This window comes from Cellulosilyticum sp. I15G10I2, from assembly GCF_900095725.1.
GTDB lineage: Bacteria > Bacillota > Clostridia > Lachnospirales > Cellulosilyticaceae > FMMP01.
In genome coordinates, this window is sequence record NZ_FMMP01000016.1 from 1 (window position 1) to 12,825 (window position 12,825).

The 12,825-nt window shown below is 35.8% G+C and carries 11 protein-coding genes and 1 rRNA gene; 1 reads left to right on the top strand and 11 read right to left on the bottom strand.

The genetic code is table 11. The features are described from left to right. The 5 genes from BN3326_RS15450 to BN3326_RS15470 form a co-directional block, all read right to left on the bottom strand. A 16S ribosomal RNA gene (locus BN3326_RS15450) occupies positions 1-402 on the bottom strand; the annotation flags it as partial. 366 nt (positions 403-768) lie between these two features. Then, positions 769-1,668, bottom strand: a complete 900-nt coding sequence (gene rbsK, locus BN3326_RS15455) for a ribokinase (RefSeq protein WP_171903848.1) — start codon at positions 1,666-1,668, stop codon at positions 769-771. Positions 1,669-1,697: 29 nt separating this feature from the next. Further along, complete coding sequence (locus BN3326_RS15460; protein WP_070000173.1) at positions 1,698-2,726, bottom strand: 5-oxoprolinase subunit C family protein; 1,029 nt, start codon at positions 2,724-2,726, stop codon at positions 1,698-1,700. Positions 2,727-2,740: 14 nt separating this feature from the next. Then, positions 2,741-3,439, bottom strand: a complete 699-nt coding sequence (pxpB, locus tag BN3326_RS15465; protein ID WP_242876012.1) for a 5-oxoprolinase subunit PxpB — start codon at positions 3,437-3,439, stop codon at positions 2,741-2,743. Beyond that, positions 3,440-4,219, bottom strand: a complete 780-nt coding sequence (locus BN3326_RS15470) for a LamB/YcsF family protein (RefSeq protein ID WP_070000174.1) — start codon at positions 4,217-4,219, stop codon at positions 3,440-3,442. It abuts the gene before it with no gap. Between the two features lie 172 nt (positions 4,220-4,391). On the opposite strand from BN3326_RS15470, the gene BN3326_RS15475 reads away from it, so the two are divergent. Beyond that, the gene (locus BN3326_RS15475; protein WP_070000176.1) at positions 4,392-5,639 is read left to right on the top strand and encodes an Nramp family divalent metal transporter; all 1,248 of its coding nucleotides are present in this window, start codon (positions 4,392-4,394) and stop codon (positions 5,637-5,639) included. Between the two features lie 72 nt (positions 5,640-5,711). Here the strand turns inward: BN3326_RS15475 and BN3326_RS15480 are convergent, their stop codons facing one another. From BN3326_RS15480 to BN3326_RS15505, 6 genes are all read right to left on the bottom strand, one after another. Continuing rightward, positions 5,712-6,860, bottom strand: coding sequence for an HlyD family secretion protein (locus BN3326_RS15480; protein WP_070000178.1), 1,149 nt, complete (start codon positions 6,858-6,860; stop codon positions 5,712-5,714). Between the two features lie 26 nt (positions 6,861-6,886). Then, on the bottom strand, positions 6,887-7,567 hold the full coding sequence (locus tag BN3326_RS15485; protein WP_070000180.1) for an ABC transporter ATP-binding protein: 681 nt from the start codon (positions 7,565-7,567) through the stop codon (positions 6,887-6,889). A gap of 14 nt (positions 7,568-7,581) precedes the next feature. Beyond that, positions 7,582-10,080, bottom strand: a complete 2,499-nt coding sequence (locus tag BN3326_RS15490) for an ABC transporter permease (protein ID WP_070000181.1) — start codon at positions 10,078-10,080, stop codon at positions 7,582-7,584. Between the two features lie 219 nt (positions 10,081-10,299). Next, entirely contained in the window at positions 10,300-10,839 is a 540-nt protein-coding gene (locus tag BN3326_RS15495) for a hypothetical protein (RefSeq protein ID WP_070000182.1), read from the bottom strand. A 102-nt stretch (positions 10,840-10,941) separates the two neighbouring features. Then, positions 10,942-11,745: a histidinol-phosphatase HisJ gene (hisJ, locus tag BN3326_RS15500; RefSeq protein ID WP_070000183.1), complete on the bottom strand. Its 804-nt coding sequence runs from the start codon at positions 11,743-11,745 to the stop codon at positions 10,942-10,944. 119 nt (positions 11,746-11,864) lie between these two features. Continuing rightward, the gene (locus BN3326_RS15505) at positions 11,865-12,809 is read right to left on the bottom strand and encodes an AEC family transporter (protein ID WP_070000184.1); all 945 of its coding nucleotides are present in this window, start codon (positions 12,807-12,809) and stop codon (positions 11,865-11,867) included. Positions 12,810-12,825 lie beyond the last annotated feature (16 nt).

The following is a 12,825-nucleotide window of genomic DNA, read 5'->3' on the forward strand; positions in this document are numbered from 1 at the left end:
ACGCGGCGTCGCTGCATCAGGCTTGCGCCCATTGTGCAATATTCCCCACTGCTGCCTCCCGTAGGAGTCTGGGCCGTGTCTCAGTCCCAGTGTGGCCGTTCACCCTCTCAGGCCGGCTATGGATCGTTGCCTTGGTGGGCTGTTATCTCACCAACTAGCTAATCCAACGCGGGTCCATCCTATGCCGATAAATCTTTGAAAGAAAAACCATGCAGTTTTTCTTTATTATGCGGTATTAGCAACAATTTCTCGTTGTTATCCCCCTGCATAGGGCAGGTTACCCACGCGTTACTCACCCGTCCGCCACTAACCAAGAGAGCAAGCTCTCTTAGTCCGTTCGACTTGCATGTGTTAAGCACGCCGCCAGCGTTCATCCTGAGCCAGGATCAAACTCTCATATAAAAGTTTGTCCTACAACATTTAAGTTGTATTTGACTTAATTACTTGTACTTTTAAAGAATATCGCTATTCTTTAAGCACTTGATTCGAACTTGCAATGAAACTTAGTATAAGTTTCTATGTGAAGCTCTATGAACTTTGTATAAAGTTCTATTGAATCGACTGGTTTTATGGTTACTATTCTATTTTCAAAGTTCATTATTTTATGAAACATCAAGACTTAACGTCCTTTTGTTTAACGCCGTTAACTAGTAGCGACTTTTACTATTATACACTGTTTACGACATAAGTCAACACCTTTTTTACTTTTTTTATAAATAATAAACCACAGGCACTTTAACAGTACGCTGCGGCTTATTAATATCTTCTTTATTTTACTTCTTCTTTATTAGGTATTGAGCTTTGTGCCCCTCTTCTTGAAACAGTTATGCTTGCTACTTTATTTGCATAATCTATTCCTTCTTTTATTGTTTTACCCTCTACTAACAGAACAGCTAGTGCACCAATAAAAGCGTCTCCCGCACTGGTCGTATCAACTACTTCTACTTTCGGCGGTCGCATCTGACACAGCTTATCCTCCTCAAAGAACACTGCGCCTTCAGCACCTAATGTTATAATAGGTTCTTTTATCCCTTTTGCTTTAAAAGCACTTAATGCTTTCTGTGCACTATCATCATCCGTTACTTTAATACCTGTAAGATCGAAACACTCGTGTTCATTAACAATAAGTATATCAATAAGGCTATAAAGCTTATCATCTATTGGCTTAGACGGTGCCGGATTAAGCATTGTTGTCACGCCATTATCTTTTGCAACAGCAAATGCTTTACATACTGACTCATATGGAACTTCAAACTGCGAAACAATCAGTTTACTATTTTTGATCACCTCTTGGATTTTTTCGATCATCTGAGGCGTAACATACTTATTAGCCCCTTGATCAAGTATAATACAGTTATCTCCTTTTACCAACACGATAAGTGCAACGCCTGTACTTATATTATCCATTACTTCTATATGAGATAAATCGACCCCATTGCCTTTTAGATTCTCCAAACATATCTTCCCATAGCTATCATCCCCAACACATCCTATCATAGCTATATCTCCACCTAGTTTACCAATGGCACACGCTTGGTTTGCACCTTTCCCCCCAGAACCTGTGAAAAATCCTTCGCCATGTAGTGTTTCTCCCATTTTAATGACTTTAGGTGCATTGATCACTAGGTCTATATTAATACTTCCTACGACAACGATATCACTTGGCATAATCATTCTCCTCTATTTTAATTTGTATCCTAATTTATTTCACTTACGGTAACATCAAAAACGCTATCTTTGACCCCTATACTATAACAAGTTCTGCTTTTTATTTCATCGTGATTTAAGTGTTGCTCTAAATGATCCAAATACTGCATTTTATGTCTATAAAGCAGTTGTGCCTCCTGCACAGTGACTTTTTTAAATCTTATCTTATCTCCTGTTTTAAGCTGCGCTACATGTGGCAGGTCTACTCTTATAACACTTGCTATTTTGGCATACCCACCTGTTGTCTGCCGATCAGCCATCATAATAATAGGTTGTCCGCTCGGAACCTGAACAGCCCCAAAGGCTATACCATCAGAAATAATATTGCCATCTATGCCCTCTTGATACGCTATAGACGGTCCCTCTAATCGATAGCCCATCCGATCATTTTCTGGTGTTATCGTATAAGTTTCACTTAAGAAGGTATCTTGCCCTTTTTGTGAAAAACAATTATCTTGGGGTCCCATAATTACTTTTAATACAGGGGAGTCCAAATGTTCTAACCCGTGATAAGGCGTAATAAAACGATGTGTAAGATTTGAGATCTCCTCCTTCGGATCTAAAAAACCTAGCACATCTCCTTCTTTAATCGCTCGTCCTTTTATGCCTCCAATACTTCCTTTCATATAAGTGGATTTACTCTTCATAATAGTTTGTCCGCCTATACCACCTGCAAAAGCAATATAACCCCTGCATCCCTTAAGTGCTGCACCAATTTTTAAGATGCTACCAGCCTCTGCTTTATAGGCTTTATGCGGAATAATCCATTCATCATTTAATCTAGCCTCAAAAGCACCTCCGCTGATTGCAAAAATATTAGTGGTGTGAAATTTAATAGTAGGTCCTAAGATGGTTATTTCAAGTACCGCTGCTTCTTTAGGATTACCTGCTAGGATATTAGAAATATAGAGTGCAAATTCATCCATAGCGCCAGCTACAGGCACACCAAATCTTTGATAATTATATCTGCCACTATCCTGAATGGTAGTAAGTAATCCGGCTTTTAAAAACTCTATCACCGTCCTATCCTCCTTTAATTCCTATTTTGTGCTCTCATCCATTCAAACTCAACTTCTGTAATAGGTTTAAACTTAATCCTTTGTCCTGCATCAAAAAGAATAGGCTTTTGGCGCTTTGGATCATAAAGAATAAATGGCGTTTGTCCTATTAATTGCCATCCTCCTGGTGAATCAATCGGGTATATCCCAGTCTGTCCTCCGGCAATACCTACAGAGCCTGCTGGTATCTTCGTTCTTGGTTGAGTTAATCTCGGGGTGGCAATACATTTATCCATCCCCCCCATATAAGCAAACCCGGGCGTAAACCCTAACATATAAATCAGATAATAACTTGAAGCATGGATTTGTATAACCTCATCTATATGCATTCCATGGTAATTGGCCACATATTCTAAGTCTGGCCCGTATTTGCCGCCATAGCACACTGGTACTTCAATAACCTGCCCTTTGGGCAGATTAATAGTATGCATATGCTTGATTAATTCCTTTAACAGCTGTACTATTTCATCAAATAAAATGACACCGGGATCATAATGGATCATAACAGTAGTATAAGTAGGTACAAGTTCTATTACACCCTCTATATTTGCCTGCTCGAGCAGCATACAAAAAGCCATAATATTATTATGAATGTTCTCATTTATCTCATTGCCAAATTGAACCGTAATGGCTGTATCAGCACTTATTAAAAACTGGATATCTTTGATCTCCAACTATACCCCTCCTCTAACCACTTCACTTATAGGGGCAATAGTTATGTTTTCCTGGGTTAATTTTTCTCTAATTGCTTTTACAAAGTCTACAGCATGCTTGTTATCTCCATGTACACAAATAGAATGACAAGCTATATCTATTTCCTTACCATTTATAGCTGTGACTTTGCCTGTTTTGACCATTTTTATAACACGCTCTATTGCAATTTCCGTATCTTCTATAACAGCCCCAGGTTTAGTACGGGCTACCAATGAGCCATCTTCTTCATAAGCTCTGTCTGCAAAAACTTCTTCTGCAGTCTTTAAACCTATTTCCCTGGCTGCTTCTATCATTTTACTTCCTGCAAGTCCTAATAAAATGATATGTCTATCAAATTGATAAATGGCTTCACAAATACCCCTTGCAAGTTCAATATCTTTAGCAGCCATATTATAAAGTGCTCCATGAGGTTTAACATGAGAAATAGTCATCTCATGCTTTTTAGTAAAGGCCCAAAAAGCGCCTAATTGATAAGCTGTATAAGCTGATGCCTCTTGTCTGGATATACTCATGTTACGTCTGCCAAAACCCATTAAGTCTAAAAATCCCGGATGTGCACCTACTGCAACCCCTTCTCTTTTAGCATTTGCGATTGTTTGATCCATTACTAAAGGATCTCCCGCATGCCATCCACAAGCTATATTAACAGAAGAAACATATCGGATCACTTCTTCATCTAATCCTATTGTATAATTACCAAAGCTTTCTCCTAGGTCACAATTTAAATCTACTTTATACATGTCTCTCACCTCTTTTTTATTTTTTAATTATAGCATAAAAATACATATAAATTATATACATGCAATGACTTTCTCTTGTAAAATATATTCAATTTTTCGTATTTTGCATTTATTCTCTAGTATAGATTGATTAAAAATGGTATAATTTATCAAAAAGGGGGGAACAAAAGGTATGAATAAATTCTTAGAAAAAATGAAAAATATCGGGCCTGGTGCATTAGTTGCTGCTGCATTTATCGGTCCTGGTACAGTAACCACCTGTACGGTTTCAGGTGCCAGCTTTGGCTATAGTCTGTTATGGGCTATGCTCTTTTCTACACTCGCTACAATTATATTGCAAGAAATGTCAGGACGGCTTGGTATTGTTACGCAACAAGGTTTAGGTGAATGTATCCGAGAAAAATTTACTCACCCTGCTCTGAAATGGTTTGTTGTTATCCTTATAATCTCTGCTATTCTTATAGGAAACATAGCTTACGAAACAGGTAATATTGTAGGGGGAGCAATGGGACTTGGAACGGTTCTGCCTCAAGTAAGCACTCAAGTTTGGGGACCACTTTTGGGTATTATTGCATTTTTTCTTCTGTGGTCAGGAAACTATAAAAAATTAGAGAAGTTTTTTATAGGTCTTGTTATTATTATGAGTGTAGTGTTTATTAGTACAGCTATTGTAATAAGACCTGACTTTGGTGCTATATTAAAAGGCCTATTTGTACCTACTATGCCAGCAACAGATAAAGCTTGGCTTACTGTTGTAGGACTCATTGGGACAACCGTTGTGCCTTATAATCTTTTCCTTCATGCTTCTTCAGTATCCAAAAAGTGGAACAATGTAGAAGAAGTAAAAGTATCCCGTATGGATACTATCATTTCTATCGGACTTGGTGGTATTATTTCTATGGCTATTATCATAACAGCTTCTGCTGCCTTTTATGGTTCAGGCCAAGAAATTAAATCAGCAGGTCAAATGGCTACTCAGCTTGAACCAGTTCTTGGCTCTTGGGCAAAATGGTTCTTTGGTATTGGTATTTTCTCCGCAGGTTTTACTTCTACGATTACTGCACCACTTGCAGCTGCCTTTGCAACAGCAGGGATATTGGGGTGGGGAAGTGACTTAAAAGACAAACGCTTTAAAGGCGTATGGATTGTTGTTTTATTAACAGGTATTTTGCTCTCAGCGCTTGGTCAGACAAGCCCTGTACAGGTTATCCTGTTTGCACAAGCAGCAAACGCCATCATCTTACCTATTATCGCTATCTTCTTAACAGTTGTTTTAAATGATAACAAACTAATGGGTAAATACAAAAATACGCTAGTTACTAATATTCTTGCTTGTATTGTGATCGGTATTACTATCCTTATTAGTATCCGTTCATTTACGTTATTCTTTGCACAACTTAAGAACCTTCTAGGCTTATAATAAAACACCCATAGACGAGATACTTTAATAAAGTAGTTGTCTATGGGTGTTTTTCACCTATCTAAGTTTAACTTACTCGTAAATTGTAACATCAACCGTTAATCCTGGCTTTAGAATAGTTTTTTCTCCTTTTATAGCAATGTCAGCTTTAATAATAGTTTCTCCATTTTGTTTAATTGCCCGGTCTGCAAGTCTTGTAACTTTCCCTTTAATAGTGCTTTTTTTATCTGCATAAGGCGTAATGAGTGCTTCACTGCCTATAGTTACTTTACTTATAAATTCTTCTGGAATATCTACACTAATAAATAGTGTATTTTCATCCATTATTTTAATAATGGATCCTTCTCCTTTTCCTACGGTCGACCCTTCATAACAAGCTAAGTCATATACGATACTACTATCATTTTCTGCTATAATGGCCTTTTCTTTGATATAACTTTTATGGAGTTTATTTGCCATCGTTTGTAAATCCACTTGAGCCATTTTTAGTTTAGATTCTAATTCCAAAATACTTGTTTGATTCTGCCTGTCTGTATTGGTTAACTGCGCTTCATTATTTTTAAGCATTGCATTTAACTGACTTACTTCTAATGTTCTGTTTGTTTTTGACTTTTCAATTGCACTTAGTAAATCTTTTTTTTCTTTTTCTTTATCAAGTAATTCTTGTCGTATATCCTCTAATTCTTTTGAGGAAATACCGCCTATATTGAAAATCTCTTGACTGGCTTCATATTCTTTTTGAGCTGTTTGTATAGCTGTATACGTCATCTCTAAGCTTCTTTCTAAAGCTTTAACTTCTGGGTCATTCCCATTTAGATAATTTTGCTTGATGCCAAGTTCATTTTTTATTCTGCTTATTTCATGGTTTAGGGGGTTGATACTTTGCTCTAAGTGTCTAATCTGCACTTTTAAAAGTTCTATTTCACTTTGTTTTTTGATAATATCTGCTTGGTATTCATCAAAATTAAGCTGTATAATCTGATCTCCTTTTTTAACCATCTGCCCATCTTTCACGAAAATCTTTTCTACGATAGCCGGAAAATCTATAACGATTTCCTTTGTTGTTTCAACTTTTACCTCTCCAAAAACCTCTATACCTGACCGTACTAAAGATTCTTGGTTTTCACTATTTATTATCTCACTGGTTTCTTTCACTTTATCTGTGCAGCCCGTAAGCACTACTAATACGCATAATCCCATTATCTTATAGATCCTTTTCATACTTTTCACCCATCCTTATTAAAATCCTATATTCCTTCACAAATACGGCCATCTCTTACCATAATAAGATCCGTACCATAGTCAGCAGCTTCTCTTGAATGCGTCACCTGAACAATGGTTTTGCCTTGCTTTTGATTAATCTCCTGTAAAAGTTTCATAATCTCTATACCTGTTTTACTATCTAAATTACCTATTGGTTCATCTGCAAAAATAATATCAGGCTTATTAATAAGTGCTCTTGCTATAGCTACTCTTTGCTGCTGCCCCCCTGATAATTCTCTCGGCGTATGTTTACGCCTCTCATAAAGTCCAACGATCTGTAAAATCTCATCTAGGCTTTCACTATAGTCTTTAAGCTTTCTGCCATCTAAAAGTATAGGCAGCATTACATTTTCTTCAACATTAAGATTTGGAATAAGATTATAAAACTGAAAAACAAAGCCTATATCATTTCTTCTCATCTTACTTTCTTCTTCATCTTTCATCGTATCTAATGCTTTACCATTAATTTTAATACTTCCCTTAGTCGGCTTATCTAGGCCACCTAATAAATAGAGCAAAGTACTCTTACCTGAGCCTGACGGCCCCATAATTGAATAGAATGCTCCCTTTTTAATGCTTAGGTTAATATCCTTTAGAATCTCTACATTTGTACTTCCTAAATGATAACTCTTACATAAATCTATGGTTTCAATGACATATTCCATCGCTCTCACCTTTCTTATTCATATTTTATGGCCTCAATAATATTAAGCTTTGATGATTTTTTAGTAGGTGTTATTGAAGCAAAAACAGTTATCAGTATGCCCCCTATTAGATAGATCCAAAGCACTCCTGGTACAAGATACACTGGAATAGGTAGTCGCATAGCCTCCAGTACATATGGCATAATCTTCATCACAATTATCCCCCCAGCTATACCCGCTGCCCCTCCTATAGCACCTGAATAAAGGGCTTCTATAAACAGCATATTAACCACTTGCTTTTTACTCATCCCAACAGATCTTAAAACAGCAATACTTTGCTTACGTTCTATAAAACTAATAATAAGATTATTAATGACCCCTATAATGCCTATAATCAGTGCAAGCATCGAAAAACCAATTAGCATTGCCATAAGCTGGTCATTACTCTCCTTGTTAGCCTTTAGCATTTCATTTATGGTCATTCCCCCTAGATACCTCTCGGCATATTGTTTTTTGAGGGATTCAAGTACTTCTTTTGCATCTTGATTTACTTTCAGATAAGCACCATTATAGGCTTTAAGACCAGCATCACTTCTCAAGTAATTCTCCGGAACTAAGGCAAAACTGCCATTCCACATAATACTATTAATAAAGCCTATAACCGTATAAACCCTATCCCCGTTCCCAAACTTTAATCTGAGCTGATCTCCTTCTTTAAGGTTAAATCTATTTTTCATAATCATAGTTGGGATGATATACCGCTCCTCACCGATTTTTCGCAGTAATGCGTTTCGCTCCCCAGAATATTCATAATAAAAAAATTCCGCATGACTTTCATCCTTAACACCATGTAATACACCGATTTTTTCTCCTAGTTCTTTTACCTCTATGCCATAAGCTTCATATAAAGGATAGACTTGCTCCACCCCTTCATGTCTTAAAAATCCTCTTGCCGTACTTTTATCCATATGATCCATCCAAACTTCCATATCCGATATAAAAGTTTTTTCATAAAAATTAATGACTTCAGTATTAAGGTTAATACTGATGTTATTAATCATAAGTAATGTAGCTATACCTATTGCTATTAGAGAAATACTATTAAGTATACTTTTATTCCCTCTGATATTTTTTACAGCAAGAATGCCAATGTTCCCAAAGAGTTTATAGAAGAAGTATTCTGATAATCTAGAGGTGTATTTGATAATCGCCGGAAGTACGTTAATCACTCCGATAAGTGCTAGTATAATAGCCAGCCCGCTTAATGCAACTGCTGCCCATTTAGGGGCTATAACCGGCAATATAAAAGCTGATAGAATATACAAGCTGCCTAATACCTCCTTTTTAACTTTTCGTTTCTTCGTACGCGTTGTGTTTCCAAGTACTATTTCTTTAAGAGGTATTGCTGAAACTTTGACAATCGGAGCCATACTGCTTATTAAACAAACGAAAACTGACAAAATGAATGTAGTTATGAGTTTAATAAAAGAAACCTCTATCTTTATATCTATGTAGTTTTTAAGTTCACTAGGTGTCGTAAAGTGTGTCATAATATACAAAATCCCAATACCCAAAATACATGCCAAAACGCCGCCAACTATGCCATAAAATAAGCTTTCTAAAAGAAGTACCCTATTCATCATCCGCTTACTTGCCCCAATACTTCTAAAAGTTCCTATAACAGGCAGCTTCTCAAGCATAATTACCTTAAAAGAAGAATAAATAATAAATATACTCATAAAGGTAACAATAATTGTCATCAGTAAAAGCGGCATAGAAATCATCGAAACATTATCATAAATAGCTTCTTTTGAAAAAGGCTCTTCTACTCCGTATTTCGGGTAAGCCTTTCTTAGCTCGGCTAGCAGCTGCGGGGTACCGATCTGCTCTCCTGCTTTAACATATATAACAGTTGGTTTGCCTTCTGTCTGCATGTAGTCACATAAACTCTTATAAGATATAAGTGCTTTTGCCTCACCCGATTCATCTAAAAACATACCAGTAGGTAGGGCTATGCCATATACATTTATTTTACGTCGTATACCGTCAATATAAAGCTCCATTTGATCCCCTACACTAAGCTGGTACATCTTTGCTGTCTTTTGACTAATAATAATACTATTGCTTTCAAAAGAACTGCTGGTACTCTCTTCTATAAGCTGTAAGTTATTCATTTTATAATAGTCATCCAGTTTCATCCCTGTAAGACTTATGCGGTCATATTCTTTTGTACCGACTTTATACCGAGCTGTACTACTTATAGCTTTAATTATATAACCTGTCTTATCTCTAAGCCTCAGGGCCCCAGTATCACTTATAACCCCTGAAGGTGAGGTTCTTTTTGCAAAAATCATAATATCCGCATTGCCAGTGGCCTGCCTTAGTTTATTTGTATAAATTTCTACCAGTGAATCTGATAGTGATGCAGAAGCAAAATACAATGCGCCGGATAATGCTACTGCAAATATAATAAGGAAAGTTCTAAACTTCTTTTCCTTAATCGATCTTATAATAAACTTAATAATTATCCCCATTTTTTTACCTATCCTCTTTATATGATAATAATCATTTACTAAATTATACTTATACATACCTCGCTTGTAATAGTATATATAAATTTACACTATATAATATTACAGAATATTGACTAAATAGTCAATACATTAAATAATATTTTATTTAATATATTAACTATTTATAATTTTCCTAGTAATTAAAATAAGCAGTGCTCCAAAGTTGAAGCACTGCTTATTTTAATTACTAGGGATATAAAGAACCATTAAATATTTTTCTTCACTTACTGACTCCACGACTTGTCTATATTTCGAAAGTGATAAATACCTAAGTGCTAGATCAAATATAGGTGGCTCGTAAAATAATTGTTTAACTATAATTTGCTTCTTTTTTAGGTCAAGGCGTCTTAACTTCTGATAATTTCCAGGCCTTTTTAAACTCCCCGGAAAACTCTCTACTAATTGTAAGATTTCATTTTGAACCAGGATATCTCTCTCCGAACTTAGATATAAACTTTTATTAATCTGGGTTATACATGCAGCAAAGCAATGGGGATTATAAGTAATAAAAAATTGGATGGGTGAAAAATTTATTTTTTCTATACCTAATTCAGCTTCTACTCTGTCTAACATCTGATCTGTACATTTATATCCTTTTAATAAAGCCCTTAAAGTAATAGGAATAATCTGATCAAAATCTGTAACTTTAATTAATCCTTCTTCCCCTTCTAGCATATCAACTGGAACAACAGTTGCTCTATAGTCTTTTCCATATTCCATATTTTCACCCCTTTATAACTTTTGTATTTTATCTTTATAGTATGTGATAAAATACACCATTTCCTCCCTCATTTAATCTAAAATTTATTTAATACAGTTCCTTTATATGCCACTTTCAAAGGCACTGCCTACATCTACAGCACTATGAGCATCTGAACCATATACCCTTTCAATATCATATTTTTTTACAAGTTCTAAGAAAAAATCAGCTGGGTACGTTTCATTGCAAAACGGCTTTCTAAGCCCCGCTGTATTAAAATCAATTTGGTATCCTAGATGCTTAATAGCACTTACAACCTCTTCCAAAAGCAGCTTGTTCTTGTAGTCTAATGGATAGACTGAATTAAAAATCCTTACAAGTGTTGGATGCCCTATGCGTTTTGGCTTAAACTTGCCTAAATCTGCATAAATAGCTTTTAAAAGTGTGTTGAAATAACAATCATACAAGCTTTCAAGCCCGCCTGCAAGACGCATTGCCACCCCAAATGTCTCTGGACTCATATCTATGCCGTGATACTTGTCTTCTATCTTTAAAACATGTACCGAAAGTATGCCATCTTCTAACTCATTGCCATAAAGATCCAGTATCCTCTTCGTTTCTTTTTCGTAACCCTCAATATAATCAACTTCAAAGCCTTTATTAATCTTAATTTTACCTTTATACTTTTCTTTTAAAAGGTCTATAGCTCTAAAATAAGGCATAACTTGTTCTAGCTCTATGCCAGATTCTTTTTGCAGCTTCGGTTCAATCACACCATCTGGAAACGGCATATGTTCTGTAAAACTTATCTCTTCTATCCCAAGTGCTATAGCCCTTTCTATGTAACTCTCTAGTAGGTCTTTTGTGCCGTGAGGGCAATAAGGCGAATGTATATGCCCATCCCTTCGTACTTTGCGACTACTCATACTCACTCTTCACCTCACATTCTAATAATTATCATAATTTGCATTATTTTACATCACAGTGTATTCATTATGTACCTTTTTGCGAATGCCTTTAAGACTAAAATGATGATGAAAATCATTTATCCGATAAGTCCCATCATCTTAAGGCCATATATAAATAAACATAAGGTAATAGGCGCCAAAATAGTTGTTATCACAATAAGCTGTCCAGCAAGCTCTGCATCTGAGCCAGCTTGTTGAACCATAATATAAGAATTAACAGCAATAGGTGCACCAAATGCCGCTAAAAGTGCAACAAGCTCATATTGCCTAAAGCCTAAAAAGACTGCTAAAGATAATATAGCTGCTGGTGCTACAATAAGTTTACCGAGTACTGCGATAACAATATATTTTACATTTTTTCTAAGTGCTTTAATCTCAAACTCAGCCCCTAATAACAAAAGAGCAAGTGGCGCGCCTATGGCTGCTATATCTCTTAAACTTTTTTCAATTGCTATTGGAATAGGCGTTCTTATACTAGCTGCCACAACGCCTAATACTGATCCAATAATTAAAGGATTTTTAATAATGTCCATTAATACTATCAGTATATTTTTGGGCGTACCTTCAGTAAATACAGTTAAAACAATAACCGCACATAAATTAAATACCGGAACAATAAAAGCTATAATGGCCGTCGCCACACTGATTCCTTCGTTGCCAAATATATTCCCTGCTATAGGTATCCCAAACAAAATAACATTAGATCTAAAAACCGCTTGAATCAAAACACCTCGCTTATTATTTTCTTTGACTAAAAGCATCATAAGAGGCGTTGACAAAATTATCGTCAAAATCACGCCTCCTACTGCAAAGCCAATAAGCTTTATATCAAATAGTTTTTTAACATCCGTATTATAAATATTAATAAATAATAAGATAGGTATAAAAAATCTAAAACATACCTTATTGCCTACTTGTGTAAAATGAAGATCCCACATCTTGCTCTTAGTTAAGCAGTATCCTAAAACAATGGTCACAAACAGTGGAAGCACCACATTAACGGCAAAAATCAAATCTTCCATATTAAGCTCCTTCTGG

Coding starts and splice junctions, on each gene's coding strand:
- rbsK (WP_171903848.1), bottom strand. CDS start 1,668: ATGCCAAGTGATATCGTTGTCGTAGGAAGTATTAATATAGACCTAGTG.
- BN3326_RS15470 (WP_070000174.1), bottom strand. CDS start 4,219: ATGTATAAAGTAGATTTAAATTGTGACCTAGGAGAAAGCTTTGGTAAT.
- BN3326_RS15475 (WP_070000176.1), top strand. CDS start 4,392: ATGAATAAATTCTTAGAAAAAATGAAAAATATCGGGCCTGGTGCATTA.
- BN3326_RS15480 (WP_070000178.1), bottom strand. CDS start 6,860: ATGAAAAGGATCTATAAGATAATGGGATTATGCGTATTAGTAGTGCTT.
- BN3326_RS15485 (WP_070000180.1), bottom strand. CDS start 7,567: ATGGAATATGTCATTGAAACCATAGATTTATGTAAGAGTTATCATTTA.
- BN3326_RS15490 (WP_070000181.1), bottom strand. CDS start 10,080: ATGGGGATAATTATTAAGTTTATTATAAGATCGATTAAGGAAAAGAAG.
- BN3326_RS15495 (WP_070000182.1), bottom strand. CDS start 10,839: ATGGAATATGGAAAAGACTATAGAGCAACTGTTGTTCCAGTTGATATG.
- hisJ (WP_070000183.1), bottom strand. CDS start 11,745: ATGAGTAGTCGCAAAGTACGAAGGGATGGGCATATACATTCGCCTTAT.
- BN3326_RS15505 (WP_070000184.1), bottom strand. CDS start 12,809: ATGGAAGATTTGATTTTTGCCGTTAATGTGGTGCTTCCACTGTTTGTG.